Source organism: Pseudomonas sp. SZ40, assembly GCF_052958135.1.
In genome coordinates this window covers 42946-68421 of the sequence record NZ_JBQWIF010000030.1, presented here as the reverse complement: position 1 = coordinate 68421, position 25476 = coordinate 42946, and the positions used below count along the sequence as shown (strand labels likewise).

Sequence of the window (25476 nt, the reverse complement as noted above, 5' to 3'; positions counted from 1 at the left end):
TATCGAGGTGCCTGCTGCTGGGGCGGTGTTGACTCGGATGGTGTAGGAGCCCGCTTGCGGGCGATGGATAGCGGCCACATCGCAGCATCGCGTCGACCAAACGATTCGCCCGCAAGCGGGCTCCTACGGATGCCGAGATGCCTGCGTAGGGGCTGGCTTGTGGGCGATGGGTGACTGTGCCGCAATCCCGTGCAAAGGCCGCCTGCACATCGCTACGCGAGCCTTTGCTTCGCTTGGTGAGGTCGCTGTCTCAAGGTTTCTGCTGGAGGCCTTCGAGCAATGCCTTGTGGAAGCGCTCCGGCTCCTGAATCTGCGGCGAATGGCCGAGATCCGCAAAGGTCACCAGGGTCGCATCGGGAATACGTTTAGCGGTCGCCGGACCCAGTGCCTTGTAGTCGCCGAGTTTGCTGCGCATCGCTTCAGGCGCTGCGTCCTTGCCGACCGCGGTGTTGTCCTTTTCGCCGATCAGTAGCAGCACTGGCATTTTCAGGTTGGCGAATTCGTAGACCACCGGCTGGGTGTAGACCATGTCGTAGGTCAGCGCCGAGTTCCATGCCACGATTTCCTTGCCATCGCCCTTGAACATGCCTGCCTGCATATCTACCCAGCGGTCGAACTCGGGGCGCCACTGACCCGCGTAGTAGGTGTTCTTCTGGTAGTTGCGGCTGGCTTCTGCAGTGGTCTTCAGTTCGCGCTGGTACCACTGATCCACGCTCAGGTAGGGAACGCCAAGGGTCTTCCAGTCTTCCAGGCCGATCGGGTTGACCATCGCCAATTGCTCGACCTGTTCGGGGTAGAGCAGGGCATAACGGGTGGCGAGCATGCCGCCCATGGAGTGACCCATGACCGTCACGCGCTCGATCTTCAACTGTTCCAGCAGCGCATGGGTGTTGCTGGCCAGTTGCTGAAAGCTGTACTGGTAATGAGCCGGCTTGCTGGACTTGCAGAAGCCCACCTGGTCCGGCACCACCACACGGTAACCGGCCTCGCTCAGCGCTGCGATGCTGCCTTCCCAGGTTGCGCCGCAGAAATTCTTGCCGTGCATCAGCACGATGGTTCGGCCATTGGCTTTCTTCGGTTGCACGTCCATGTAGGCCATCTGCAGCGAGCTGCCCTGGGACTCGAAGGTGAATCGCTTGATTTCATGTGGGTAATCGAAACCTTGCAGTTCGGGGCCGTAACTGGGCGTTTCGGTAGCCAGGGCTGGCAGGCTGCCAGCGATCAGCAGGGTGGCGAGGGCAATGCGCACGGGGAATGCTCCAGACGTTGGGGGAGCAAAGACTGACAGCAATGCATGGCTGGCATTGCCGGCAAGTGTTTACAAAACCTGTCCGAGTGGCGGGTTTCAGCCCAGTTCGCGAACGTAGTGCAGCATATCCGGGGCACCAGCCTGGCACAGGCCTTCGCCCAGTGCGGAGGCTTGGGGGGAATGCTTGGGCAACAGCAGAAATTCCGGCGAGCCCGGGGTGCGCAATAGGCTCAGGCGGGCGTAGGGCACGTCGTGATCCATCAGCAGTTGCATGAAAGCGGCATCGCTCCAGGCGGCGCAGGGCATGGCCAGGGCATGGTAATGCTGATCCAGATCATGCAGGCCTTGCGCGCTGACGCGGTATCGGGTGATGTCCGCCGGCAGGCTGATTTCCAGCCCACGCAGCCGCGCATAGGCCACGGCGCTCGCGAATGCCTGCAGGTGTGACTCCCCGGCCCAGAACAGCCGCTCACCGCGCCATTCGGCCTGGAGGAGATCGAGGCGCTGATTGGGGAAGCCGGGCAGCGCCTGACCGAGCGTCTTGAGGAAATCCCGATAGCTGATGATGCGGATTTTTCGGCAGGCGTCGCTGGCTGCATAGTCTTCGAAGCTGGCGTGTCGCTCATCGCAATGAACCAGACTGTCTACCTTGCGCAGGTCGAGCTGCTCGATCTGCCGGTGCTCGACCTCGATGAGATGGGTCAGCGCAGCATGAGCGTCTGCCTTGTCTTCCTGCACGGGGCCGGACAGTGCGCTACGCGGTAGATCCTTGAGGCGATGCAGCGGCGGGCCGCCAAGCCAGGAGATATTGTCGGTGAAGGTGGGAATCGCGGCGAACGGCAGGCACAGCTGGCTGGCGCGTTCGAAGATCGGCCTGCTGCCACGGCCGAGCAGACCCACACGCTGAGCCAGGGCGGTCAGGCGTGAGGTGATGGGGCTGGGCTGTTCAGGCAGGCTCATGGCAACTCGCGTACGTCTGTATGCCCGAGGCAGTGTGGCAGAGCTGGCACCGCAATGCCAAGCGCCAGTGCACGTGGCTGGCGGCCTTGTGGCAGAATCCGTTCATTCATTTGCAAGGAGCCTCCATGCCCAGCCTGGTTCTGGATATCGCGTTATCGGCAGAACGTCTGCGGGTGGTCTATCAGGGGCGGGCCAATCGCATCCAGGCCCTCAGCCGTGATGGCCGGCGGGTGAGCATTCCGTCCCATCATTTCCGGCCATTTCTGACCCATGAGGGCATCTATGGTTCCTTCGAGCTGCAATTCAACGAGGAAGGCGAGTTGCTCAGCCTGCGCCGCCTGCCTTAGGCCTCGCTAGGCGGGGCGTTGGGCGGCTATAATTCGCGCCTTTCGATTTCGCCACTGACGAGCTGAGCCTGCCCATGTACAACCTGGCCCGCGAGCTGCTGTTCAAACTGTCCCCGGAAACCTCCCACGAGCTGTCCATCGACCTGATCGGTGCAGCCGGCCGGCTGGGCCTCGCCGGACGTCTGTGCAAGGCGCCGAGCAGCCTGCCGGTTACGGTGATGGGCCTGCAGTTCCCCAACCCGGTTGGCCTGGCCGCAGGGCTGGACAAGAATGGCGATGCCATCGACGGTTTCGCGCAGCTGGGCTTCGGCTTCGTTGAAATCGGCACTGTCACGCCGCGTCCGCAGCCAGGCAATCCCCAACCTCGACTGTTTCGCCTGCCCGAAGCCGAAGCGATCATCAACCGCATGGGGTTCAACAACCACGGCGTCGATCACCTGCTCGCCCGTGTGCAGGCCGCCAGGTTCCGCGGTGTACTGGGGATCAACATTGGCAAGAACTTCGATACCCCGGTCGAGCGAGCGGTAGACGATTACCTGATCTGCCTGGACAAGGTCTATGCCCACGCCAGTTACATCACGGTCAACGTCAGTTCGCCGAACACGCCGGGGCTGCGTAGCCTGCAGTTCGGCGATTCGCTCAAGCAGCTGCTCGATGCCCTGCACAAGCGCCAGAACGAGCTGGCCCTGAGCCAGGGTCGTCGCGTCCCCCTGGCGATCAAGATCGCCCCGGACATGACCGATGAGGAGACCGTTCAGGTTGCCGCTGCGCTGCTGGAAAGCGGTATGGATGCCGTCATCGCCACCAACACCACGCTGAGTCGTGAGGGTGTCGAGAACCTGGCGTTCGCCAACGAGGCGGGTGGCCTGTCGGGTGCGCCGGTACGCGACAAGAGCACTCACACGGTCAGCGTGTTGGCGGGGGAGCTGGGTGGGCGTCTGCCGATCATCGCTGCTGGCGGTATCACCGAAGGTCGCCATGCCGCAGAGAAGATCGCGGCGGGTGCGAGCCTGGTGCAGATCTATTCCGGGTTCATCTACAAAGGGCCGGCACTGATTCGCGAGGCGGTGGATGCAATTGCCGCGGCGCGCCGCTGAGAAGGGGAAATAAAAAGGGCTCCCTCAAGGGAGCCCCTGGGCTCTCGCCCGCCGCTCGGATGGAGCGTGCTTGGTGAAGTCGGTAGGTCCCTGGTTTAGCCGACAGCTCGAAGTTCGTTGAGTCGATGGATACCGGCGGTGCCGGTCAAACCGTCCCAGTTGTCACCGCGGCCTTCACGCCAGCCATTGAGCCAGGCCTGACGCACGGACGGAAGAGTGAAAGGACAAAGCTCGCGGGATTTACCACTGATGCCGTACTGATAGCCGCGCAGAAAAGCTTTTTCTAAAGGATCACGCTTAAGTCTTCTCATAGGGTGTTGCCCTCACTTGTTGACTGTTTATGTCCCATAGACCTCTGGGAGGTCAGGCAGAAGGTTCTGCCGTGGAGTTCGCTGCCGGCGTCGCGAGCCTCCTGTGCCACCGTCATTGCGACGATGGCCTGGGTAGATTTCTATCGAATGCATGAACCCGTGTGAATGATCGATTTGTCATAAGGACGTAACGGTTTTGCGGGTGAGGCCATAAGGTCGGCGTATTTTTCTGCCGCCCTTGAGCGAAAGTCGCGCTAGCTGGGGCTTTGCGCATTGCTTGCTGGTGTTTTGCCATCGTGAATGGCTATCGATTACACCTGCTATTTATTCCGACGAAGGGTCGCTTTGCGACTTTTTGTCACTTATTTTGGTTGTGCCTTCTGTTGCGCCCAACCCATTACTGCCTTCGGGCACTGGATCTCTGATGTCGGACGATAACGAACTCTTCCTCACGTGCCCCAAGGGGCTCGAAGGCCTGTTGCTGGAGGAAGCCAAGGCGCTGGGCCTGGAGCAGGCCCGTGAGCACACCTCGGCCATTCGTGGCGTAGCCAGCATGGAGACGGCCTATCGCCTGTGCCTGTGGTCACGCCTGGCCAACCGGGTGCTGCTGGTGCTGGCGCGTTTTCCGGTGCGCGATGCGGAGACCCTGTATCAGGGAGTACTCGATGTCGATTGGTTCGAACACCTGGAGCCGAGCGGTAGCCTGGCTGTCGAGTTCAGCGGCAATGGCTCGGGCATCGACAACACCCATTTCGGCGCCCTGAAGGTCAAGGACGCCATCGTCGACAAGCTGCGTCAGGCCGATGGCACCCGGCCGTCGGTGGACAAGGTCAATCCGGATCTGCGCGTGCACCTGCGCCTGGATCGTGGCGAAGCGATCCTGTCGCTGGATCTGTCCGGCCACAGTCTTCACCAGCGTGGTTATCGCCTGCAGCAGGGTGCTGCGCCGCTGAAGGAAAACCTCGCGGCCGCGGTGCTGATCCGCGCTGGCTGGCCACGTATCGCCGCTGAAGGCGGCGCCCTGGCCGACCCGATGTGCGGTGTGGGCACCTTTCTGGTCGAGGCCGCGATGATCGCTGCCGATATCGCGCCGAACCTGACCCGCGAACAATGGGGCTTCAGCAACTGGCTTGGCCATGTGCCAGCCACCTGGAACCGCTTGCGCGTTGAAGCCGAAGAGCGTGCCGCTGCCGGCCTGGCCAAGCCGCCGTTGTGGATTCGTGGCTACGAAGCCGATCCGCGACTGATTCAGCCTGCCCGCAACAATATTGACCGGGCTGGGCTGAGTGACTGGATCAAGGTTTATCAGGGCGAAGTGGCGACCTTCGAGCCGCGCCCTGACCAGAATCAGAAAGGCCTGGTGATCAGCAACCCACCCTACGGCGAGCGCCTGGGTGATGAGGCAAGCCTGCTGTACCTCTATCAGAACCTCGGCGAGCGCCTGCGTCAGGCCTGCATGGGTTGGGAAGCGGCGGTATTCACCGGTGCGCCCGATCTGGGCAAGCGGATGGGCATCCGTAGCCACAAGCAGTATGCGTTCTGGAACGGCGCGTTGCCCTGCAAGCTGCTGCTGATCAAGGTTCAGCCCGAGCAGTTCGTCACCGGCGAACGTCGCACTCCCGAGCAGCGCGAGCGCGAACGAGAGCAGAGCGAGCTGCAGGCCGAAGAACCGAAACTCAACCGCAACGGCAACCCGATCAAGCCGGCACCGGCTCCCGTGGAGCAGGCGCGCCTGAGCGAAGGTGGACAGATGTTCGCCAACCGTCTGCAGAAGAATCTCAAGCAGCTCGGCAAGTGGGCGCGCCGCGAGGGCGTCGACTGCTACCGTCTGTACGATGCCGATATGCCCGAGTACGCCCTCGCTATCGACCTCTATCACGACTGGGTGCACGTGCAGGAGTATGCAGCGCCACGTTCCATCGATCCGGAAAAGGCCCAGGCCCGTCTGTTCGATGCGCTGGCCGCCATTCCCCAGGCGCTGGGCATCGACAAGAGCAAGGTGGTGATCAAGCGCCGCGAGCGGCAGAGCGGTACCAAGCAGTACGAGCGCCAGGCCGCTCAGGGCCAGTTCATGGAGGTGAAGGAGGGCGGCATCAAGCTGCTGGTCAACCTGACCGACTATCTGGATACCGGGCTGTTTCTCGACCACCGTCCCTTGCGCCTGCGCATCCAGAAGGAGGCCGCGGGCAAGCGTTTCCTCAACCTGTTCTGCTACACCGCTACGGCCAGCGTGCATGCGGCCAAGGGGGGCGCGCGCAGCACCACCAGCGTCGACTTGTCGAAGACCTATCTGGATTGGGCGCGGCGCAACCTGTCGCTCAACGGTTTTTCCGACAAGAACCGCCTGGAACAGGGCGATGTGATGAGCTGGCTGGCCGATGACCGCAGCGAGTACGACCTGATCTTCATCGATCCGCCGACCTTCTCGAACTCCAAGCGCATGGAAGGGGTGTTCGACGTCCAGCGTGATCATGTGCAGCTGCTGGATCTGGCGATGGCGCGTCTGGCCCCGGCTGGGGTTTTGTACTTCTCCAACAACTTCCGCAAGTTCCTGCTCGACGAGCAGTTGCCATCGCGTTATCAGGTGGAAGAAATCAGCGCAGCGACCCTCGATCCGGACTTCGCCCGTAACGCCAAGATCCACCGCGCGTGGAAGTTGACGGCCAAGTAACCAACGGACCGTAGCCCGGGTCGAGCGCAGCGATACCCAGGGCGTTCTCCCGGGTGTCGCTGCGACGTCATGCTTTTATCTGGCAGCGCTCTTCGGCTGCTTGTAGAGGTCGAGCAGCACCTGATCGAGAATCACCGAAGCGCCCCAGGGTTTTGGGTCGTTGAGGATCGCCACCACGGCCCAGCTGTTGCCATTGCTGTCGCGGCTGAAGCCGGCGATGGCGCGCACGTTGTTCAGGGTGCCGGTCTTGATGTGCGCCTGGCCGGCCATCGGCGTGTTACGCAGGCGTTTGCGCATGGTGCCGTCCAGCGCGACGATCGGCATCGAGCTGATGAATTCGGCGGCATAAGGGCTCTTCCAGGCAGCCTCCAGAATACGGCCCATTTCTCGCGCGCTCAGGCGCTCCGCCCGGGACAGCCCGGAGCCGTTCTCCATTACCAACTGCGGCGCGGTAATGCCCTTGCGGGCCAACCAGGCGCGAATCACCCGCTGCGCAGCGTGGGCGTCGTCGACGTCCGCATTGGTGCGATTCTGCGCGCCGATGCTGAGGAACAGCTGCCGGGCCATGGTGTTGTTGCTGTACTTGTTGATGTCGCGGATGATTTCCACCAGATCCGGGGAAAAGGCTCGCGCCAGCAGGCTCGCGCTCTTCGGCACATCGGCTTGGCGGTTCTTGCCCATGATGCTGCCGCCCAGTTCCTGGAAGATGGCGCGCACGGCACCCGCTGCATAGCCGGGATGGTCGAGTAGCGACAGGTAGGTCTGGGCGCTGCAGCCATCGGTCAACTGGCCGGTGACGATCACCCGGGTGCCGTCGAACTCCTTGACCGGGTTGTAGCGCACGTCCGGCCAGGCGGGGCATTTGCCAGCCTTGAGCACCTTGACCTGATTATCCAGCGTCAACCCCGCCAGCGGTGGCTCGGCAGCGACAGTGACCTTGCCATTTTCGGCGCGGGCGATGAAGCGCAGCGCCTTGAGGTTGACCAGCAGCGAGTCGGGGGTGACCAGATAGGGCTTGTTGGCATCGCCGCCGTCGTCGTCGAAGGCGGGCAGGTCCGGTTGCGAGAAATAGCTGCGATCGAGCACCAGGTCACCAGTCACCTGACGCACGCCGTTGGCCCTCAGATCGCGCAGCAGCAGCCAGAGCTTTTCCATGTTCAGCTTGGGGTCACCGCCCCCCTTGAGGTACAGGTTGCCGTTGAGTACGCCGTCCTTGAGCTGGCCGTCGGTATAGAACTCGGTCTTCCACTGATAGGTCGGGCCGAGCAGTTCCAGTGCGGCGAAGGTGGTCAGCAGCTTCATGGTCGAAGCCGGATTCACCGACACATCGGCATTGAAGATGGTGCCGTTGCCTGGACCAGTGAGCGGCAGGGTGACCACCGACAACGATTGCTGGCCGATCTTGTTGGCCTTGAGGCTCTTGGCCACGCTTTCCGGGAGGTTGGCGCTGGTCGCCGCATGGGCGGGCAGGGCAGTGGGCAGTACGAGGCAGGCGAGGGCCAGAGGGCGGAGGATGCGCAGCCTCCGGACGACGGGTACAACGGAAAATCGCATTACGAGCTCCCACAGCGGTTTGGGACAATGCCGCGCATTATGCCCCATGGCTGCGCTATCAGGGCTGCAATCGCCGGGTTTTTCATCAGCTGACGGGCATCGTGGCCGTGAAGCTGGTAGAGTGCCGCGCGTTATCACTCTGAAGGATTTTTACCCATGGCTACCAATCGTTCCCGTCGTCTGCGCAAGAAACTCTGTGTCGACGAATTCCAGGAGCTGGGTTTCGAACTGAACCTGAACTTCAAGGAAGACCTGAGCGACGAAGCCGTCGACGCCTTTCTCGATGCCTTCCTGAGCGACGCCATGACTGCCAACGGCCTTGGCTATGTGGGCGGTGACGACTACGGCCTGGTGTGCCTGTCCAAGCGCGGCTCGGTCAGCGAAGAGCAGCGCGCCGCTGTCGAAGCCTGGCTGAAGGGGCGTTCGGAACTGGTCGATTTCAGCGTCAGCCCGCTGCTCGACGTCTGGTATCCGGAAAACGAGATCAACTCGGCTTCCTGATTCCTGCAAGGGCCTCGTTCGAGGCCCTTCTCATTTGCGCAGGACGATGACGGTCTAGACAACCTGAGCCGGCGCAGCAGCCTTCATCCAGCTCCGCTCTCGGGCTCTTCGGCCTGACGACTTTCCAGATGCCGCGCGGTAATCGCTGCCACGGCTTCACTGAATGCCACGCATTGTTCATGACGGATGCCGCGATGGCCGTCCAGCAGCTCGCCTTGAAGCAGCACGAAGAGGCCGAGCAGCTTGCCCTGTCGATCACGCAAGGCAATGGCCAGTACGTTCACACGCGGTGTCCCGAGCACATTGAGCAGCGGCTGAAGATCGCCAGCCTTGTCGAAGCCCAGTGACAGTGCTGCGGTGCCCTGATCCAGAGCCTGGGCCAACCAGATCGGCGAATCGCCGCCATCCAGCGGCTGGGTCTGCAGGTCGCTGACGCGCAGCCTGTCACCACTGTGTTCCAACTCCAGCGTTTGCGCTCGCAGACGCCCATCCTCGACCAGATAGACGATGCCAGCCTGGGCATCGATGGCCTGCAGGGTCTGCCGGGTTATCCATTTCAGCAGCGCCTGAACGCTCGGTTGATGTCCCAGTTCGGCGATGATCTGCTGGTAATGGATGAGGGCCCGATTCATCCGTGCCATGGCCTGGGCCAGGCAATCCACTTCCAGTACCGAGGAGCGTATGCCGCCTGCCGCGGCGAAGTCGAAACGCCCCATGGCTTCGGTTTGATCCTGCAGGGCGGCCAGCGGACGGGTGATGCAACGCGACACCAGCCAGGCGATCGGTAGACACAGCAGCAGGGTGGTCAGGGTAATCAGCGCGCCTTGCCAGCGAATCCGGTAGGCGTCGGCGAGCAGTTCGTCCTCGGGCACCAGCAGTGCCAGGTACAGGCCATCGGGCCCACCTTCGCTGACGTGGCTGCGTGAAACCACCCAGCGGCGCTTGTTCAGCGTCTCGATACCCTGCTGGTTGTGCCCCGGGGCCAGTTCGTCCAGCGTTCCGGCCAGCTCCGGTAGCAGCTCGGTCACTGGCCGCAGTCGTGGCTCGGGCGTGTGGTTGAGCAGGCGCTGGCTATCGGGATAGGCCACGGCCAGGCCTCGGGCATCGAACAGCACCACTTCGCTATTGGGAGTGACCTTGTGCTTGATCAGGGTGGCGGAGAGATCTTCCAGGGTCAGATCCGCGGCAATTACCGCCTCCTCACCGGCGGCATTGGCGAGGGTGGTGCCGATCGCGCCCGAGGAGAAGAATACGTAGGGCGTGGTGGTGACGCTGCCTTTCTGACTGCGGGCACGGCTGTACCACTCGCGCATGCGCGGGTCGTAATCCTGACTGCCCAGCGTGCGCCTCTCCAGCAGATTCAGCGCGTCGTCGAAGAACAGATACTCGCCGATTCTGCCAGCATCGTGCTGCTCGACCGACCAGATTTGCAGGGATGCACCGTCAGGCGCCTGGAACTGTCGCTGGATGGCTCGGGTACGCAGGGCTCGAACCATGAAAAAGTCGCCGCTGCGGTAACCGAGATACAGCGAAGCCAGCTTGGGATTGTCACGCAGGGCCTGGGCGAAGGGGGCGAGCAGCGTCATGCGCGTTTGCAGGTCATCACTGCGAGCGCCTTGCGCGTAGGCCAGTACACCGAGCAGATGCCGAATGGGCTGGTAGGTGGCACTGATATCGCGGTGCACATCCTGCTGGATGTGTTCGAACAGGGTCGCGCTGCTGGAAAAGATGATCGCGGTGGTCTGGCGGTAGTTGAACAGGCCCAGTGCGCCGCCGGCGAGCAGCAGCATGAGCATGAACAGCACGCTGATGTGGACGTGCAGGGGTAATCTGCGTTCTGCGGGGCGGAAACTGCCGGGCATCGCGCCTCGCTCCATGGTTGCGCTATTAACTGGCCAGCATAGTCAAGCGTTCAGGATCCTGTCGACTCATGTGAATGCGCTGGGTCGTTATTGCCGACTGGTCGCCGTTTTGCTTCGGCTCGATTGTCCAGCCATTGCCGCAGGCCATGCATCAGCAGGGCGATGAACAGCGCCAGCAGGATGCCGAGGGTGACGTTGAACAGGCGTACCTGTGGCAGGTGCCAGTCCCTGGCCAGGCTCTCCGCGAGCAGCACGAAGCACACCGTGGTCTGCAGCACGAACAGACCGTAGTTGTGGGCCTGCAGCGCACGACTGAGGGTGATCAGCGGCAGCATGATGGCCACCATCAGCGGTGGGCTCTGCAGGCTGTTGCCGAACAGGATCAGCAGCCCGGCAGCGCTCAGGCTGGCCATGCTCGCCTGCAGGGCGCGCACCAGGCTACCCCTGAACTCCAGCTGCAGCGTGGTGACCACCGCGAGGGTCAGCCAGTAGCCGCGCTGCAGGTGCGCGAGGTTGACGATCAGACCAGCCAGCGATACCGCCAGCGTGCAGCCCGTGGCGTACAACCACCATTGCTGGCGCGACTGGCGACGTGCGTGGCGGCGCAGCACCTTGAGCAGGCTCACCAGGCGCGGCATGTACGGCCACATGCGCAGGCCGTGGACGCCGCGCAGGCCGAACGCCAGGAGCATCACCCAGAGCCCGCCGAGAATGAACAGCATGGCGATGGCGTAGGGATTGTTCAGGCTGCTGCTGCCGTATTGGCCTTGCCCCAGGCACAGGCACACGGTGAGGCCGATACCCAGCTTGCCCGCCTCGGTGCCGTAACGCTGCAGCCAGGCCAGCAGCAGGCCGAAGGCGGCGAACAGCGACAGGCTGATCAGTGGGTGCGTGGCCGACCAGAAGCCCAGCCCGGCGCTGCAGGCGCCCAGCCCGGTGAGCAGTAGCATGCGCAGCATGCCGAAGCGATGCAGCGGATTGGCCTGGGCAGCCTGAAAGGCGCCGACCGAGGCCCACAGGAAGCCAGGATGAGCGCTGAACAGCCCCAGCAGCAACGGCAGCGCACAGCCCAGGCCCGCCACCACGGCCGGCCCCCAGGCGGGTGGCCCGGCGTGCCAGCTGAACAGCTGTCGCAATACCTGGCGCATGCTCAGACCGGGCTCGAGCGACCGGTCATTTCGCGCGCCATTTCGGTGGCGTAGCTATCGGTCATGCCGGCAATGAAGTCGATCATCCGCAGGAAGGAGCGGTACAGAGGCCAGTGCGGATCCGGTGCGTTGTGGCCAAGCAGGTCGAGGATGCGCCGGTTCTTGAACGACGGCGTGCGCCCGCCATGTTGTTCCAGCGCCGCGCCGCAGAAGGCGTTGAGGAGAATTTCCAGGGTGGTGTAGGCGCCGATCTCGTGGAGCGTCTTGCGTTTGTCCTGAAAGATCTTCTCCCGGGCCATCGCCTTGGCAGCTTGCACGCAATCCTTGGCCGGGCCGTGCATGTGCTCGACCAGATCGCCTTCCAGAGTGCCGGCCAGCAGTGCCGACTGCTGTTCGACGAAGGCGTGGGCCGCCGAGTTGGTGAGGTGCTCGATGGCCTTGCCGCGCAGGATCGCCAGCTTGCGGCGGCGTGAGTCGTGGGGCCCCAGCTGGCGATAGGTTTCCGGCAGATCATCGCCGACCAGATCGAGCAGCAGCGACTCCACTTCGGCGTAGTCGAGCAGCTCCATTTCCAGGCCGTCTTCGAGGTCGATCAGGCCGTAGCAGATGTCGTCTGCCGCCTCCATCAAGTAGACCAGGGGATGACGCGCCCAGCGCTGTTCCTCGAGTTGCGGCAGGCCGAGCTTGCTGGCGATCTGTTCGAGCAATGGCAGCTCGCTCTGGTAGCAGCCGAACTTGTGCTTCTTGTAACCCAGGGCTTCCGCATGGCGGGACGTCCAGGGGTACTTGAGGTAAGCGCCGAGGGTCGCGTAGGTCAGCCGTGTGCCGCCGTCGAACTGGTGGTACTCCAGTTGAGTGAGCACCCGAAAGCCCTGGGCGTTACCCTCGAAACTGAGGAAGTCGCCGCGTTCGGCATCGCTCATGGCGTCCAGCCAGCCCCGTCCGGCCGCCTGTTGGAACCAGTGGCGAATGGCGTCTTCGCCGGAATGACCGAACGGCGGGTTGCCAATGTCGTGAGCCAGGCAGGACGACTGCACCACCATGCCCAGGTCGCTCGGCTCGCACCAGGAGGGCAGTTCGCTGCGCAGTATCTCGCCGACGCGCATGCCCAGGGAGCGGCCGACGCAGCTGACCTCCAGCGAGTGGGTCAGACGCGTGTGGATGTGGTCGTTGCTGGACACCGGGTGCACCTGGGTCTTGCGGCCCAGACGCCGAAAGGCACCGGAGAAGATGATCCGGTCATGGTCCTTGTGGAAGGGGCTGCGGCCCAGTTCGTCGGCGCTGGGCGACGGTTTGCCGAGTCGTTCACGGGTAAGCAGGGTTTGCCAGTCCAAGCGTGCTTCCTTTGCCGGAGACGACGGCGCGGCCTTCGTCGGTCAGGTGCATGCGCTTTGCCGAAGGCTGCGCGCACGCGAATTGTCCGTTAGCTTCCCTGTTCGCTGGAGCAACTGCAAGGCCGCATCCACTAAAGTCCATGGGCATCGATATCGACCAGCAACAGACGGTTGCCGTTGTCGATGAACTGCCCGGCCGTGAGGCAGTACTGGTTGCTGGTCGCATCGCGATAGGTGCTGGACAGAATCAGCCTGCGTTCTTCCCAGCCCTCGGCGAGCAACTGGTAGAAATACGGCCGCCACGACCAGTTGTGGCCGATGTATCGGTCATCGGCCTGCCAGGCGCCGTCGCGCCATTCCAGGTTGGGGGTCGTCTGGGTGCCATGCCGGTCACACTGGTACAGGCGTAGCAGCCAGGGGTAGGCGAGCGGCGCGGCGAGCGTCGTTGGCGAATCGCTTTCCAGATTGTCCTTGAGGGCGGCGAACAGCTCGGCGAGTTGCCGGCGCAGGCTCATCAGGCGCGCGCGTTCGGCCAGCTTCTGTTGAACGTAGCCGTCGCGCAGCAAGGCGAAACGCTCGACGAACGCATCGTTCTCGAAGAATCCCGGTTCGGGTCGTGCGAACAGATAGCCCTGGACATAGCGAGCCCCGCATTCCAGAGCGAAGTCCAGCTCGGCGTTGGTCTCCACGCCTTCGGCGATGATCCAACAACCGGTTTTCTCGGCCATCATCGCCAGTGCCTTGACCACCTCGCCACTGGGACCGCCGCGGGCCGCTTCCTGGAACAGGCGCATGTCCAGCTTGAGGATATCGGGCCGCAAGGCCAGTACCCGGTCTAGCTGCGAGTAGCCGGCTCCGAAATCGTCGATGGCGATACGCGCTCCGGCTTCCCGATAGCGGGCCACCACCCCAGGCAGGCGCTGGCTCGCGCCGCCCAGCTCGGTGATCTCGAACACCACGCGCCTGGGATCGATGCCGCTGCGTTCGAGTTGCCGCAGGCTCGGTAGCGCCTGATCGGGCCGCAGGCGGCTGATCCAGCGTGGCGATATGTTCAGGCTCAGGAACCATTGCGACGGGGCGTCATGAAAACGCATCAACGCCTGTTCGCGCACCTGCCGGTCGAGGCGGCGCAGGGCGGTTGGCGGTGTCTTGGGATCGGCGAACAGCGGCCCTGCCGAGTGCAGACGACCTTCTGCGTCACGCAGCCGGGCCAGCGCTTCGACACCGGCAATCTGGCCGGTAGCCGTATCGATGAAGGGTTGGAAGACGGCGAGCGGTTGACCGTCGAGCACCGAGCACATCCTTAGCGAAGGGAAAGGTAATGCCGAGAAATATCCGGCTCATACCCATGACACTAGCAAGAATGTGGCCAGCATCAGACCTGATCGGGCTCTTTTGCTGGCTTTTTGCCTTCAGGCCCCGCAGGGCGTTTTCTCAGGTTGGGGAACGCCTCCAGGGCCATGCGCAGCCAGCGCCGCCATTGACCTCCGCGCATGCCGAGCAGGGTCAATGCGAAGGCGCCGCCTGTGATCCAGATTGGTGCATTGCTGCCCTTGAGTTCCTGGCGCCAGTGGTTACCGAAGTCCCTGGCTTTCTGCAGGGGCTGCAGGATGACCATGGTTTCGTGGCGAATTTCCTGGCGATGCATTTCCAGGCGCAGGCGCAGCATGGTTTTGCGCAGTTCCTGGGTGGAGGCTTTGTCGCGTGGACGGGTCATGGCAGCAGTTGCTCCCGGTCGCGGGCCAGCTCTTCGAGGCTGGCGCTGAATGGAGCGGGGGCGTTGCGCATGCGCTGGACGAGGCTCGCTGCACAGGCAAGCAGACCCAGGGTGTAGAAGAGGCAGAGCAGGGAAATCACCAGAATGCGATGGCTTTCCCAAAACGCGATCAGCAGCGCGGCAGACAGGCCGACGATCAGCAGCAGCCCGAACAAGATGCACAGGCCGGTCAGGATCAGCAGGGTGACGGTACGCGCCTGCTGCTCCTTGAACTCTTCGCTGAACAGTGCCACATGGCCGTGGATCAGCCCGAGCAGGGCACCGGCCAGACGCCGCGGCGATGGGCCGCGGCTGGGAGGTGCTGCTGTCTGGCTGTCATCCATGTGCTGTCCTGATCAACGTCGGCTAATGAGCATGCCGATCAGTATACCAATGCCAGCGGCGATACCGATGGTCTGCCATGGGTGGGTCTGCACATAGTCTTCGGTCGCGCCGACCGCAGCCTTGCCGCGCAGCACGACGTTCTCTTCGGTGTTCTTCAGCGTCGAGCGCGCACGGCCGAGGCTGTCACGGATCTGAGCGCGCAGCTCTTCGGCCTGATCGCCGACCAGGCTGGCCGAGTGTTGCAGCAGAACTTCGGTGTCGCGCACCAGAGCCTGAAACTCTTCGAGCAGCTCTTCTTTATTGGCAGGTGCAGCAGGGCGTGAAGGAAGTGGGCGGGCCATGGATCGTTCTCCTGTAGGTGTGATGCGGTGTAAGGGGTTCGAGTGGCTGCCATTGGCCAGGTTCAGTCTATCTGCGAATCGCCGGGAATAGAGCGGGCCTGAAAGGCATAAGCATTGCATTGGCGTGGTGCGTTCGTGCCTGAAATGCATGTTTATGGTGCCTGTACTGCTAGGGAAGCAATTATCTGGTGCGTTCTTAACTAATTGATAATTAATGAATAAGCATTGAGTCGAGTGCATCGTTGAGCACCAGGATGGCGCTCGCTTTCAGCAGGAACCCGTGCGGGGCGATCAAATATGCCTCCTGGTGGTGCCTTCTGATGGTTGGATGTCCTTTTCTGGTGCATTTCTTTGCGGAGCGTCTGCCTCGATGGAAAACCTCAACAGTGCCGTGCAAACGCTGATTCACGGCTCCAATACATTGTTCATCCTGATCGGCGCGATCATGGTGCTGGCCATGCACGCCGGCTTCGCCTTTCTGGAAGTGGGCACGGTAAGGCAGAAGAATCAGGTCAACGCCTTGTCGAAGATCCTCTCCGACTTCGCGATCTCCGCCATGGCCTACTTCTTCGTCGGTTACTGGATCGCCTATGGCGTGACCTTTCTGCACCCCGCCAGCGTGCTGGTGGAAGGCAATGGTTACGCCTTGGTGAAGTTCTTCTTTCTACTGACCTTCGCTGCGGCGATTCCGGCGATCATTTCCGGTGGTATCGCCGAGCGCGCACGGTTCGGCCCGCAGCTCTGCGCCACGGCACTGATCGTCGCCTTCGTCTATCCGTTCTTCGAAGGCATGATCTGGAACGGCAACTTCGGCCTGCAGAGCTGGCTGCAGGCGCAATTCGGCGCGCCATTCCACGACTTCGCCGGTTCGGTGGTGGTGCATGGCGTCGGTGGCTGGCTGGCATTCACCGCGGTGCTGCTGCTCGGTCGCCGGGATGGCCGTTACCGCGATGGCCGTCTGGTCGCCATGGCGCCGTCGAGCATTCCGTTCCTAGCGCTGGGTTCGTGGATCCTGATCATCGGCTGGTTCGGTTTCAACGTGATGAGTGCCCAGACCCTGGGCAGCATCAGTGGGCTGGTCGCGGTGAATACCCTGATGGCCATGGTCGGCGGCACCCTGGCGGCGCTGATCGTCGGTCGCAACGATCCGGGCTTCCTGCATAACGGCCCGCTCGCCGGGCTGGTGGCCATTTGCGCAGGCTCCGACCTGATGCATCCGGTCGGCGCACTGGTCACTGGCGCCATTGCCGGTGCGCTGTTCGTCTGGGCGTTCACCGCGACCCAGGTGAAATGGAAGATCGACGACGTGCTCGGCGTCTGGCCGCTGCACGGTCTGTGCGGTGTCTGGGGCGGTATCGCCTGCGGCATTTTCGGTCAGCAGGCCTGGGGCGGCCTGGGTGGTGTCAGCCTGGTCAGCCAGTTGCTCGGCAGCGCACTCGGGGTAGGGGTGGCGCTGGTCGGCGGTTTTCTGGTGTATGGCGTGCTTAAAGGGGCCGTAGGCATTCGTCTGAGCCAGGAGCAGGAGTATTACGGCGCGGACCTGTCGATACACAAAATCGGTGCGGTCAGCCAGGATTGAGGCGGTTGCCGGGTCGATCAGGTCCTCTGGTCGATTCGGCGTCTGCTCGCCCTAAACTTTTGCCGGAAGCTGCCGTCAACCTTGGACATGCTCCGTTTCGGTGACTTGCCATGACTGTTTCCCTTCCGCTGTCGACACCAACGACAGGCCGTTCGCCTCAGATCGGCGGCCAGACCACCATCCGCAATGCGGCCGACGCCCAGGTCGCGCTGTCCAACCGGCTCGCCGAGCGTCTCGGCCTGCCTGCCGGCTCGCTGACGGCCAAGCAGGATGATTTCTCCCCGGAGAAGGTGGCGGATCGCGTGCTCGGTTTCATCGAACAGCGGCTGAAGAGCGAAGCGGCTTCGGGGGCCAATCCGGAAAAGCTGCAGAAGCTGCTGGATCAGGCGCGCTCCGGCGTTGAGAAGGGGTTCGACGAGGCTCGCAAGATTCTCGACGGCATGGGCCTGCTCAAGGACAAGGTCGCCACCGATATAGATGATACCTTCCAGCGTATCCAACAGGGTTTCGCCGGCCTCGACAAGCAGTACGGCGCAGCGCCGGCGACGGGCGGCAACACGGGTGTCGTGCCGACTTCGAGCGACCGTTTCGCGGCCGTGGCGGAAAGTTTCGAGCTGGATATCACCACCCGCGACGGTGACCGCCTGCGCGTATCGATCGCGCAGGCGTCCGCCGCCTGGTCACGTACCGAGGGCTCCGGCAGTGAGTCCGGCAGCCTGCAGATCGGCGGTTGGCAGGTGCAGGTCGAGGGTGATCTGGACGATCAGGAAAAGGCCGCCCTGGAAAAGCTGTTCACCCAGGTCCAGGATCTTTCCAACTCCTTCTATTCCGGTGATGTGGCCGGTGCCTTCGATCGAGCGATGTCGCTGGAAATGGACGGCTCGCAGCTGGCCTCCATGTCGCTGAAACTGACCCAGACCAGTGTGCGTCAGGCCACCGACACCTACGGCTCGGTGGCCAGTCAGGGCGGGCAGCCTGCCAGCGCGGTGAATGGCGCGCTCAACGACTATGCGCAAGGCCTGCTCGACGCGTTGCGTAATGCCAATGATTGGGTGAGCGATGGCAAAGGCCTGTTGCAGGACCTGCTCAAGGGCGGGTTCTCGCTGGATGAGCGTTTTGATAGCGCACGGCTGGACAAGGCAGAGCAACTCAACGGTCGCTTGTTGGACGGTCTGCAGGGGCTGCTGGGCTCGACCCTTGCGCCGAAAGCGGACGACGGAGCCGCGAGCGCCTGATTGCCGGGGCGGGGTGGTAGACTGCCACCTTTCTCACCGTGGAGGCTGACCCATGCTCCCTGAGTGCCAGTTGCTGGGAACCCTCGGCTGTCACCTGTGCGAATACGCCGAAGCGGTGCTGATGCCCTTCGTCGAGCACGGCCTGCTGGTCGAGTTGGTCGATATCGCCGAGCATGACGACTGCCTGGAACGCTATGCACCGCTGATACCCGTGCTGAAACGCACCGATACGGGCGCCGAGTTGCCCTGGCCATTCGATGCCCCGCAAGTCGCCGCTTTTCTCGGCTGATTCGCCGTCTGCACACAACGAGCCTGACGCATCTGAAGTCGGGCCAGGTTTTGCTTTTTTCAGGTTTGAAGGGGAGTGACTTCCATGAGTATGGTGCTGGGCGATGCGCTATCGCTGCTGCTGTTCCGTTTGCACAGTGGCCGTTTGCTGGGCATCAATCTGCTCAAGGTCAACGAGATCATTCCCTGCCCGCCGCTGACCAAGATGCCCAGTCGACACCCTCACGTGCGCGGCGTGGCGACCCTGCGCGGTTCGGCGCTGACGGTCATCGACCTGGCCCGGGCAATCGGCGAGCGGGGCGGTGGTGACAGTCAGGATGGCTGTCTGATCGTCACCGAACTGAGTCGCTCGCGTCAGGGCCTGCACGTGCACAGCGTGGAGCGTATCGTGCAATGCTCGACCCGCGATGTGCGGCCGCCACCGGCCGGTGCAGGCGTGCGTGCGTTCATCACCGGGGTGACGCAGATCGACGGCACCATCGTGCAGATTCTCGATATCGAAAAGGTGTTGCATGAAATCGCCCCGGCTCCGGCCGAAGAGGTGGTCGATGAATTGCTCAGCTCGAGCGAGCGGCAACTTTTGCAGGGGCGTCGCGTACTGGTCGTCGACGATTCCCAGGTGGCGCTGCAGCAGACCCTGATCACCCTGCGCAAGCTCGACCTCGATTGCCAGGCCGTGCGCAGCGCCGCCGCCGCGCTGGAGCTGCTGCATGGGGCGCAGCAGGAGGGGCAGCCCATCGAGGTGCTGGTTTCGGACATCGAAATGCCGGAGATGGACGGCTATACCCTGGTTCAGCAGATTCGCAAGGACCCCGTTCTCGGCGAGACCTACGTGCTGCTGCACACCTCTCTGGACAGCACCATGAACACCGAGAAGGCGCGTGCGGTGGGGGCCAACGACGTACTCACCAAGTTCTCCAGCGTCGATCTGAGCAAGGCGCTGCTGCGCGCGTTTCAGCGCCTCGACGACTGAGGCGCGGCGCGTCTATTCGATTCGTTGTTCGCCGGTGAACTGCAGGGTGATCTTGCAGCGTCGGCAGTAGTAGCGACGGCCCTTGGCGACCAGGGCATGGCGCTGTGCCGAGAACGGAAACTCGCCCTGCGGGCATTGGCAGCGATAGATGAAGCGGCTGACCTGGCGGCGTTTCACGTCGTAACTGTGGCAGCGGTGCGGCGGCAGCTCGTAGACCCCGCGCATGATCAGTTGCCATTCCTCGCCATGGGGCTGGATGCTCAGACCAAAGAGTTGATGAGCGACCAGGTGCGCCACTTCGTGGGGAACCGTCTGGCGCAGAAAATCTTCCTGATTCTCACGGTACAGCTGGGGATTGAAGCGCAGCTTGTTTTCCGTGAGATGAGCCACACCGGCCTTTTGGCCGCGCAGTTTGAAACTCACCTCGGGGCGCTTGAAGGGCTGTTTGAAGAAGTGTTCCGCCTGCTGATAGCAGGCTTCGACGCGGGCGTGGATCTGGTCTGGCATGTGGGCATCGGAGGCAGGTGACTGCAACCGATTATGCCGCAGATCATCCTGCCACGCAGCGTTTGCAGGCTGAACGGCAACTGCCTTCAGCGGTAGTAACGCTGCAGCGTTTCCATGGCCTGATTGATGCTCTGCAACTGTTGTGTGCTGCCACCACGGTCGGGGTGATGGATGCTGACCAGTTGTCGGTAGCGCTGCCTGATGATCGTCAAGTCGAGATTGCCGTTGTGTGCCTCCAGCTCGAAAACGGCGAGGGCGGATTGTTTTTCGTCCCCGCCCTGCAGACGTACCCAGAACGCGCCAAGCAGTTTCTGCACATCGTCGGCGTCCGTATCGCGCAAATGGCTCAGGTCGAGATAGTACTCGCGTAGCGGGTCCTTTTCGCTCAATGCGCTTTCGCCTGCCTGGTAGGGCAGCAGGCGAATGCACAGCGGGCTGATCTGCAGCACGGCAAGTTGCTCGGCATGCAGCTGGTCGCGCAGCCGATAAAGCGTGTGGAACAGCAGAAAATGGGTGCGAAACAGCTCCAGAGTATCCGTGGGCAGGCGCTCTTCGGCGCCTTGCCAGCGGCTCAGGCGCAGCAGCAGTTCATACTCCGATAGGCCTTCGGGCGCGGCCTGGAGCAATTCGAAAAGGCGTGTGTTGGGGCAGGTTTCTTCGTTCATCGGCTCACCTTAGACGAAGGATTGCCGCCTTGCACGATCAGCCATCAGGCGAATCGGCGATGGTTGGTCGTTTTGTGGCTGGGGTACGCTTCGGTTTCCGGGTAAAATGCGCGGCCTCAGTACTTCTACCGGATTTACGCGCGCCATGGGCACCCTCTCGGTCAATCAGAACAAGCTGCAAAAACGCCTGCGTCGTCAGGCTGGCGAAGCCATTGCCGACTTCAACATGATCGAGGAGGGCGACAAGGTGATGGTCTGCCTGTCCGGTGGCAAGGACAGCTACACCATGCTCGACATCCTGCTTTACCTGCAGAAGGTCGCGCCCATTCACTTCGAGATCGTCGCGGTGAACATGGACCAGAAGCAGCCAGGCTTCCCCGAACACGTGCTGCCGGCTTACCTGGAATCCATCGGTGTGCCGTACCACATCGTCGAAAAGGACACCTATTCGGTGGTCAAGGAGAAGATCCCGGAAGGCAAGACCACCTGCTCGCTGTGTTCGCGCCTGCGTCGCGGCACCCTGTACACCTTCGCCGACGAGATCGGCGCGACCAAGATGGCCCTCGGTCACCACCGTGACGACATCCTCGAGACCTTCTTTCTCAACATGTTCTATGGCGGCACCCTCAAGGCCATGCCACCCAAGCTGCGTGCCGACGACGGGCGCAACGTGGTGATTCGCCCGCTGGCCTATTGCAACGAGGCCGATATCGAGGCCTACAGCACGCTCAAGGAATTCCCCATCATCCCGTGCAACCTCTGCGGCTCCCAGGAAAACCTGCAGCGTCAGGTGGTCAAGGACATGCTTCAGGATTGGGAGCGCAAATCGCCAGGCCGCACGGAAATCATGTTCCGCGCCCTGCAGAACGTGGTGCCATCGCAGCTTGCCGACCGCAACCTGTTCGACTTCGCCAGCCTGAAGATCGATGACCAGGCCACGCCACGCTTCCTGAACGTGATGAATCTGTAAGGGGGCGAGTCATGTACAAGGCCATGCTGGTGATGTTCTGTCTGTTGCTGGGTGGCTGTGGCGGCAGTGACGAGCAGGGTCAGCTGACGCTCGAGCTGGGTGGCAAGGCCATGCATTTCGATTCGCGGCTGGTGGCCCAGTTGGCCGAGAGCCGCGAACATCTGGTCATTGGCGGTCGTCTCGACGATGGGGCCTTGAGCGACAGTTACGATTTCGAGTTGTGGGCGCTGGGCGGTGAGATCACGCCAGGTACATACAGCCTGTCAGGCTCCAGGCTGGTCAGTCGTTATGCCATACAGCATGAGGGCGGCACGGAAATCTGGTCGGCGCTCAGTGATGGGGATGGCGCCGCATTCAATCTCAGGATCGACAGCATCGACGATTGGGGCGTGCGTGGCAGCTTCGACGGTCGCCTCAAGCGCCTCGGCGGCGAAGGTTTCATCGAGGTGAGCGAGGGTCGCTTCGCTGCACCGTTCAAACTCCAGTAGATCCCAAGGCAAACGATGCACGATTATCGATGGATGCATGAATATTGCGTGAACCGCTTCGGCTCGCTGGCAGCTCTCGAGGCGCGCTTGCCACAACCGGCTTCTGACAAGAAGCTGCGGGCCCTGGGTGATGATCGCTATCTGTCGATCATGAGCCTGCGCATCTTCCGGGCGGGTCTCAAGCACAGCCTGGTGGACGCCAAGTGGCCGGCCTTCGAGGAGGTTTTCTTCGGTTTCGATCCGGAAAAGGTCGTGCTGATGGGCGGCGAACGCCTCGAGCGTCTGATGCAGGACACTCGCCTGATCCGTCACCTGGGCAAGCTCAAGAGCGTGCCGCGCAACGCGCAGTTCATTCTCGACGTGGAGCGTGGTGCGCTGAGCGGGCCGGCTGCCGCCGTGAAAGCCACCACCCCGCGACCCGGCTTCGCCTTCGGTGCGCTGATCGCCGATTGGCCCGTGACCGATATCGTCGGGCTCTGGCACTGGCTGGCCAAGCAGGGTACTCAGCTCGGCGGCCTTTCTGCGCCGCGCTTTCTGCGCATGGTTGGCAAAGACACCTTCATTCCGTCCGATGACATGGTCGCCGCGCTCAAGGCCCAGAAGATTGTCGACAAGGTGCCGAGCAGTCAGCGCGACCGCGCGGCGGTTCAAGCTGCCTTCAACCAATGGCATGCGGAAAGTGGCCGGCCCATGTGCCAGCTGTCGGTGATGCTGGCCCATACGGTCAATCACTGATGCATCCGCTTCTGCCGCGAATCGCCTCCGCTATCGCCGATGCACAGCGGATCCTGATCATTACCGGAGCGGGCTTGTCTGCCGACTCCGGGTTGCCTACCTATCGTGGCCTCGGTGGTCTGTACAACGGCCATACCGAAGAGGGCGTGCCGATCGAAGTGGCGCTGTCAGGCGAGATGCTGCGTCGCGACCCGGCGCTGTGCTGGAAGTACCTGGCACAGCTCGGCACCGCCTGCCTGGCCGCCCAGCCGAATGCGGGTCACAAGGCGATTGCCGACTTGCAGGCCTTGAAGCCCGAGTGCTGGGTACTCACCCAGAATATCGACGGTTACCATCGTCTGGCAGGCAGCCCGGCGCAGCGGTTGATCGAAATTCATGGTGAGTTGGCGCCCCTGCACTGCCAGCAATGCGCTGGCGTGGATGAGCGGCTCGCCGAGCATCTGCTGCAGCCGTTGCCCCCGCTGTGCGGCAATTGCGGTGGCGTACTGCGTCCGCCGGTGACGCTGTTCGGCGAGATGTTGCCGGAAGACGCCGTCGGTCGCCTTTATGCGCAGTTGGAGAAGGGTTTCGATCTGGTGATCAGCGTCGGCACCAGTGCCAGCTTTCCTTATATAGTCGAGCCGCTGCTGCGCACACGACAGGCGGGCGGGGTGACGGTGGAGGTCAATTTGTCGCAGAGCGAGGTCAGCGATCTGGTTGACTTCAGGCTGGAAGAAAGGGCCTTAGATGTTTTTCCGGAACTACTGAGTCACATCGTTACTCATAATATTTGCAAATGATCCCGTTAGTGGGCATAGTCGCGGCTGTTCATTTTTCACGCCACGGTCGTGCCCATGCGCAAACGCTTCGCACCCCTCGTGCCTCTCGCACTTACGATGGTTCTCGCCGCCTGCGCTAACCATGCTCCACAATCCCAGATCGATGCCCCGGCCCAGGCTTCTCTGCCTGCCAGGCCAGTGGTTGCAGCGCCTGTTCTGGATCGCAACGATGTCGTCGAAGACGATGCGGTTGCCGACTTCGCCGACCACGCACCTTACGAGCTGCCACAACTGGCGGACAGCGTCCTCGAAAAAGGCCTCTCGCTGATCGGCACCCGTTACCGTTTCGGTGGCAATTCGGTGAAAACCGGTTTCGACTGCAGTGGTTTCATCGGCTATCTGTTCCGTGAAGAGCTGGGCATGGAACTGCCGCGTTCGACGCGTGAAATGATCAACATCGACGCTCCGCTGGTCGAGCGCAAGGCCCTGGAGCCGGGTGATTTGGTGTTCTTCAGCACCAACGGTCGCGGTCGTGTCAGCCATGCCGGCATCTATCTGGGCGATGATCAGTTCATCCATTCCTCCAGCAGCCGCAGCGGTGGGGTGCGTATCGACAGCCTGGACGATCGCTACTGGAAGCGCACGTTCATCGAGGCCAAGCGCGTCCTGGCTCTGGCGCCGACCGAGCACCTGGCGTCCCAGCACTGAGGCCTGAATGCCCGATCTGTCCGGATCGGGCAACATCTTGATAGTTTTCAAGCGACTGCAGCATAAAGCTAAAGCTTGCACTGCAGTTGTGAACGGGGCAGAGTAGGGCGCATTCAGGCTCCAGGATCGTCCGTCCATGACTGCCACCATCCGCATCGCCTTCCTGCTGCTCGCTGCACTGCTCAGTGCATGTTCCAGTCGCGCCCCCGTACCCGCTCCGCAGCCTGTGGTGATCGCGCCCGCTCCTGGCAATTATCAGGGCGGCGCCGACGACGTGCTGTTCCGTGCCCTGGGGCTCGTCGGTACGCCATACCGCTACGGCGGCAACACACCGGCCAGTGGTTTCGACTGCAGTGGGCTGATCGGCTATGTGTACCGTGATGCCGCAGGCATCCAGTTGCCTCGCTCCACCCGGGAGCTGATCAGCATGCGCGCCCCAGTGGTTGGCCGCGACGCCCTGCGCAGTGGCGATCTGGTGTTCTTCGCCACCAACGGTGGCCGGCAGGTCAGTCATGCCGGTATCTACGTCGGCGAAGGGCGCTTCGTGCATGCACCTTCTTCGGGCGGCACCGTGCGTCTGGACAGTCTCGGCAACAGCTATTGGCAGCGCACCTATATCGAAGCGAAGCGGGTGTTTCCGGTCGAGCTGGCCAGCCATCCCTGAGCGCCAGGCCAGCGTCCGCTGCAGCTCGGCCATGCTCCTTTGAGACCGCCCTGGGACCCTGCGTGGGTCTGGCTCGCCTGCCAGGGAGGCGGATTCTGAGTCTTCGATTGACGCTGAGGCGGCCAATCCTTACCCTTCGCGGCTTGCTTCAGGTGTCCCCGGTTTCGGCCGGGGGTGAAACTGGGAAGTCGGTGCGCCGCTGTTTCAACAGGCAGGCAAGGCCGACGCTGCCCCCGCAACGGTAAACGAGTCCAACCACGCTTCTCGCCACTGTATCGTCGATACGGGAAGGTCGCGTCGGTGTCCGCATTCTGCTGAGTGCGGTGCTCGCAAGCCCGGAGACCGGCCTGTCGCTTTTCCAGGTTTGCGCGGTGGGCGCGGCCGGTGCGCGGCCGACCCGGTCAGCTCCTGCCTGCTCCTGTGTGATTCC

The 25476-nt window shown here is 62.6% G+C and carries 27 protein-coding genes and 1 riboswitch; of the genes, 14 read left to right on the top strand and 13 right to left on the bottom strand.

Annotated elements, in window-relative coordinates; all coding sequences use genetic code 11:
• Positions 1-250: 250 nt before the first annotated feature.
• Both ACT9T4_RS20450 and ACT9T4_RS20445 read right to left on the bottom strand, forming a co-directional pair.
• On the bottom strand, positions 251-1249 hold the full coding sequence (locus ACT9T4_RS20450; RefSeq protein WP_264650078.1) for an alpha/beta fold hydrolase: 999 nt from the start codon (positions 1247-1249) through the stop codon (positions 251-253).
• A 96-nt stretch (positions 1250-1345) separates the two neighbouring features.
• Positions 1346-2209 carry a DUF6685 family protein gene (locus tag ACT9T4_RS20445; RefSeq protein ID WP_499118693.1) on the bottom strand — a complete coding sequence of 288 codons (864 nt, stop codon included), beginning with the start codon at positions 2207-2209 and terminating at the stop codon, positions 1346-1348.
• 125 nt (positions 2210-2334) lie between these two features.
• Between ACT9T4_RS20445 and ACT9T4_RS20440 the strand changes: the two genes are divergently transcribed.
• Together ACT9T4_RS20440 and ACT9T4_RS20435 are read left to right on the top strand one after the other, a co-directional pair.
• Entirely contained in the window at positions 2335-2556 is a 222-nt protein-coding gene (locus tag ACT9T4_RS20440; protein WP_042555839.1) for a DUF2835 domain-containing protein, read from the top strand.
• A 74-nt stretch (positions 2557-2630) separates the two neighbouring features.
• Positions 2631-3653, top strand: coding sequence for a quinone-dependent dihydroorotate dehydrogenase (locus ACT9T4_RS20435; protein ID WP_499118691.1), 1023 nt, complete (start codon positions 2631-2633; stop codon positions 3651-3653).
• A gap of 95 nt (positions 3654-3748) precedes the next feature.
• Here the strand turns inward: ACT9T4_RS20435 and rmf are convergent, their stop codons facing one another.
• On the bottom strand, positions 3749-3964 hold the full coding sequence (gene rmf, locus ACT9T4_RS20430) for a ribosome modulation factor (RefSeq protein ID WP_073268316.1): 216 nt from the start codon (positions 3962-3964) through the stop codon (positions 3749-3751).
• 424 nt (positions 3965-4388) lie between these two features.
• Here rmf and rlmKL point away from each other — a divergent pair, with 424 nt between their 5' ends.
• Positions 4389-6635 carry a bifunctional 23S rRNA (guanine(2069)-N(7))-methyltransferase RlmK/23S rRNA (guanine(2445)-N(2))-methyltransferase RlmL gene (gene rlmKL, locus ACT9T4_RS20425; RefSeq protein WP_042555719.1) on the top strand — a complete coding sequence of 749 codons (2247 nt, stop codon included), beginning with the start codon at positions 4389-4391 and terminating at the stop codon, positions 6633-6635.
• A gap of 75 nt (positions 6636-6710) precedes the next feature.
• Here rlmKL and dacB read toward each other — a convergent pair whose 3' ends face one another.
• On the bottom strand, positions 6711-8189 hold the full coding sequence (dacB, locus tag ACT9T4_RS20420; protein ID WP_042555720.1) for a D-alanyl-D-alanine carboxypeptidase/D-alanyl-D-alanine endopeptidase: 1479 nt from the start codon (positions 8187-8189) through the stop codon (positions 6711-6713).
• Positions 8190-8345: 156 nt separating this feature from the next.
• Here dacB and ACT9T4_RS20415 point away from each other — a divergent pair, with 156 nt between their 5' ends.
• Positions 8346-8690 (top strand): YggL family protein, encoded by a 345-nt coding sequence (locus ACT9T4_RS20415; protein ID WP_042555721.1) that lies wholly within the window; start codon positions 8346-8348, stop codon positions 8688-8690.
• Between the two features lie 83 nt (positions 8691-8773).
• Here the strand turns inward: ACT9T4_RS20415 and ACT9T4_RS20410 are convergent, their stop codons facing one another.
• From ACT9T4_RS20410 to ACT9T4_RS20380, 7 genes are all read right to left on the bottom strand, one after another.
• Complete coding sequence (locus ACT9T4_RS20410; protein ID WP_499118687.1) at positions 8774-10552, bottom strand: hypothetical protein; 1779 nt, start codon at positions 10550-10552, stop codon at positions 8774-8776.
• 50 nt (positions 10553-10602) lie between these two features.
• Positions 10603-11700, bottom strand: coding sequence for an FUSC family protein (locus ACT9T4_RS20405; protein ID WP_042555722.1), 1098 nt, complete (start codon positions 11698-11700; stop codon positions 10603-10605).
• 2 nt (positions 11701-11702) lie between these two features.
• Positions 11703-13034 (bottom strand): deoxyguanosinetriphosphate triphosphohydrolase, encoded by a 1332-nt coding sequence (locus ACT9T4_RS20400; protein WP_499118685.1) that lies wholly within the window; start codon positions 13032-13034, stop codon positions 11703-11705.
• 131 nt (positions 13035-13165) lie between these two features.
• Positions 13166-14326 (bottom strand): EAL domain-containing protein, encoded by a 1161-nt coding sequence (locus ACT9T4_RS20395; RefSeq protein WP_042555724.1) that lies wholly within the window; start codon positions 14324-14326, stop codon positions 13166-13168.
• 83 nt (positions 14327-14409) lie between these two features.
• Positions 14410-14751 carry a hypothetical protein gene (locus ACT9T4_RS20390; RefSeq protein WP_499118683.1) on the bottom strand — a complete coding sequence of 114 codons (342 nt, stop codon included), beginning with the start codon at positions 14749-14751 and terminating at the stop codon, positions 14410-14412.
• Entirely contained in the window at positions 14748-15134 is a 387-nt protein-coding gene (locus ACT9T4_RS20385; RefSeq protein ID WP_042555726.1) for a phage holin family protein, read from the bottom strand. The genes ACT9T4_RS20390 and ACT9T4_RS20385 overlap by 4 nt, the downstream gene beginning before the upstream one ends.
• A 12-nt stretch (positions 15135-15146) precedes the next feature.
• A complete protein-coding gene (locus ACT9T4_RS20380; RefSeq protein ID WP_042555727.1) occupies positions 15147-15476 on the bottom strand; it encodes an ElaB/YgaM/YqjD family protein in 330 nt (109 codons plus the stop codon).
• Positions 15477-15846: 370 nt separating this feature from the next.
• On the opposite strand from ACT9T4_RS20380, the gene ACT9T4_RS20375 reads away from it, so the two are divergent.
• The 4 genes from ACT9T4_RS20375 (at position 15847) to ACT9T4_RS20360 (ending at position 19551) form a co-directional block, all read left to right on the top strand.
• Positions 15847-17055 (top strand): ammonium transporter, encoded by a 1209-nt coding sequence (locus ACT9T4_RS20375; RefSeq protein ID WP_042555728.1) that lies wholly within the window; start codon positions 15847-15849, stop codon positions 17053-17055.
• Positions 17056-17165: 110 nt separating this feature from the next.
• On the top strand, positions 17166-18290 hold the full coding sequence (locus ACT9T4_RS20370; protein ID WP_052493852.1) for a DUF5610 domain-containing protein: 1125 nt from the start codon (positions 17166-17168) through the stop codon (positions 18288-18290).
• Between the two features lie 52 nt (positions 18291-18342).
• Positions 18343-18579: a glutaredoxin family protein gene (locus ACT9T4_RS20365; RefSeq protein ID WP_042555729.1), complete on the top strand. Its 237-nt coding sequence runs from the start codon at positions 18343-18345 to the stop codon at positions 18577-18579.
• A gap of 84 nt (positions 18580-18663) precedes the next feature.
• The gene (locus tag ACT9T4_RS20360) at positions 18664-19551 is read left to right on the top strand and encodes a chemotaxis protein CheV (RefSeq protein ID WP_042555730.1); all 888 of its coding nucleotides are present in this window, start codon (positions 18664-18666) and stop codon (positions 19549-19551) included.
• Positions 19552-19563: 12 nt separating this feature from the next.
• Here the strand turns inward: ACT9T4_RS20360 and ACT9T4_RS20355 are convergent, their stop codons facing one another.
• Positions 19564-20058 (bottom strand): SprT family zinc-dependent metalloprotease, encoded by a 495-nt coding sequence (locus ACT9T4_RS20355; protein ID WP_042555731.1) that lies wholly within the window; start codon positions 20056-20058, stop codon positions 19564-19566.
• Between the two features lie 86 nt (positions 20059-20144).
• On the bottom strand, positions 20145-20723 hold the full coding sequence (locus tag ACT9T4_RS20350; RefSeq protein ID WP_042555732.1) for a DNA-J related domain-containing protein: 579 nt from the start codon (positions 20721-20723) through the stop codon (positions 20145-20147).
• A 145-nt stretch (positions 20724-20868) separates the two neighbouring features.
• On the opposite strand from ACT9T4_RS20350, the gene ttcA reads away from it, so the two are divergent.
• From ttcA to ACT9T4_RS20320, 6 genes are all read left to right on the top strand, one after another.
• Positions 20869-21693, top strand: a complete 825-nt coding sequence (gene ttcA, locus ACT9T4_RS20345) for a tRNA 2-thiocytidine(32) synthetase TtcA (RefSeq protein ID WP_042555733.1) — start codon at positions 20869-20871, stop codon at positions 21691-21693.
• A gap of 11 nt (positions 21694-21704) precedes the next feature.
• A complete protein-coding gene (locus ACT9T4_RS20340; RefSeq protein ID WP_499118679.1) occupies positions 21705-22181 on the top strand; it encodes a hypothetical protein in 477 nt (158 codons plus the stop codon).
• Between the two features lie 15 nt (positions 22182-22196).
• Positions 22197-22916, top strand: coding sequence for a DNA-3-methyladenine glycosylase I (locus ACT9T4_RS20335; protein WP_499118677.1), 720 nt, complete (start codon positions 22197-22199; stop codon positions 22914-22916).
• A complete protein-coding gene (locus tag ACT9T4_RS20330; protein WP_042555736.1) occupies positions 22916-23695 on the top strand; it encodes an NAD-dependent deacylase in 780 nt (259 codons plus the stop codon). The genes ACT9T4_RS20335 and ACT9T4_RS20330 overlap by 1 nt, the downstream gene beginning before the upstream one ends.
• A gap of 54 nt (positions 23696-23749) precedes the next feature.
• Positions 23750-24382 (top strand): C40 family peptidase, encoded by a 633-nt coding sequence (locus tag ACT9T4_RS20325; protein WP_042555737.1) that lies wholly within the window; start codon positions 23750-23752, stop codon positions 24380-24382.
• A 136-nt stretch (positions 24383-24518) separates the two neighbouring features.
• Entirely contained in the window at positions 24519-25046 is a 528-nt protein-coding gene (locus tag ACT9T4_RS20320) for a C40 family peptidase (protein ID WP_042555738.1), read from the top strand.
• A 133-nt stretch (positions 25047-25179) separates the two neighbouring features.
• A riboswitch (cobalamin riboswitch) is annotated at positions 25180-25411 on the top strand.
• The last annotated feature ends 65 nt before the right edge of the window (positions 25412-25476 follow it).

Coding starts and splice junctions, on each gene's coding strand:
- ACT9T4_RS20355 (WP_042555731.1), bottom strand. CDS start 20,058: ATGCCAGACCAGATCCACGCCCGCGTCGAAGCCTGCTATCAGCAGGCG.
- ACT9T4_RS20360 (WP_042555730.1), top strand. CDS start 18,664: ATGAGTATGGTGCTGGGCGATGCGCTATCGCTGCTGCTGTTCCGTTTG.
- ACT9T4_RS20340 (WP_499118679.1), top strand. CDS start 21,705: ATGTACAAGGCCATGCTGGTGATGTTCTGTCTGTTGCTGGGTGGCTGT.
- ACT9T4_RS20335 (WP_499118677.1), top strand. CDS start 22,197: ATGCACGATTATCGATGGATGCATGAATATTGCGTGAACCGCTTCGGC.
- rlmKL (WP_042555719.1), top strand. CDS start 4,389: ATGTCGGACGATAACGAACTCTTCCTCACGTGCCCCAAGGGGCTCGAA.
- ACT9T4_RS20390 (WP_499118683.1), bottom strand. CDS start 14,751: ATGACCCGTCCACGCGACAAAGCCTCCACCCAGGAACTGCGCAAAACC.
- ACT9T4_RS20375 (WP_042555728.1), top strand. CDS start 15,847: ATGGAAAACCTCAACAGTGCCGTGCAAACGCTGATTCACGGCTCCAAT.
- ACT9T4_RS20405 (WP_042555722.1), bottom strand. CDS start 11,700: ATGCGCCAGGTATTGCGACAGCTGTTCAGCTGGCACGCCGGGCCACCC.
- ACT9T4_RS20440 (WP_042555839.1), top strand. CDS start 2,335: ATGCCCAGCCTGGTTCTGGATATCGCGTTATCGGCAGAACGTCTGCGG.
- ACT9T4_RS20385 (WP_042555726.1), bottom strand. CDS start 15,134: ATGGATGACAGCCAGACAGCAGCACCTCCCAGCCGCGGCCCATCGCCG.
- ACT9T4_RS20445 (WP_499118693.1), bottom strand. CDS start 2,209: ATGAGCCTGCCTGAACAGCCCAGCCCCATCACCTCACGCCTGACCGCC.
- ACT9T4_RS20410 (WP_499118687.1), bottom strand. CDS start 10,552: ATGCCCGGCAGTTTCCGCCCCGCAGAACGCAGATTACCCCTGCACGTC.
- ACT9T4_RS20365 (WP_042555729.1), top strand. CDS start 18,343: ATGCTCCCTGAGTGCCAGTTGCTGGGAACCCTCGGCTGTCACCTGTGC.
- ACT9T4_RS20325 (WP_042555737.1), top strand. CDS start 23,750: ATGCGCAAACGCTTCGCACCCCTCGTGCCTCTCGCACTTACGATGGTT.
- ACT9T4_RS20350 (WP_042555732.1), bottom strand. CDS start 20,723: ATGAACGAAGAAACCTGCCCCAACACACGCCTTTTCGAATTGCTCCAG.
- rmf (WP_073268316.1), bottom strand. CDS start 3,964: ATGAGAAGACTTAAGCGTGATCCTTTAGAAAAAGCTTTTCTGCGCGGC.
- ACT9T4_RS20380 (WP_042555727.1), bottom strand. CDS start 15,476: ATGGCCCGCCCACTTCCTTCACGCCCTGCTGCACCTGCCAATAAAGAA.
- ACT9T4_RS20435 (WP_499118691.1), top strand. CDS start 2,631: ATGTACAACCTGGCCCGCGAGCTGCTGTTCAAACTGTCCCCGGAAACC.
- ACT9T4_RS20320 (WP_042555738.1), top strand. CDS start 24,519: ATGACTGCCACCATCCGCATCGCCTTCCTGCTGCTCGCTGCACTGCTC.
- ACT9T4_RS20370 (WP_052493852.1), top strand. CDS start 17,166: ATGACTGTTTCCCTTCCGCTGTCGACACCAACGACAGGCCGTTCGCCT.
- ttcA (WP_042555733.1), top strand. CDS start 20,869: ATGGGCACCCTCTCGGTCAATCAGAACAAGCTGCAAAAACGCCTGCGT.
- ACT9T4_RS20330 (WP_042555736.1), top strand. CDS start 22,916: ATGCATCCGCTTCTGCCGCGAATCGCCTCCGCTATCGCCGATGCACAG.
- ACT9T4_RS20415 (WP_042555721.1), top strand. CDS start 8,346: ATGGCTACCAATCGTTCCCGTCGTCTGCGCAAGAAACTCTGTGTCGAC.
- dacB (WP_042555720.1), bottom strand. CDS start 8,189: ATGCGATTTTCCGTTGTACCCGTCGTCCGGAGGCTGCGCATCCTCCGC.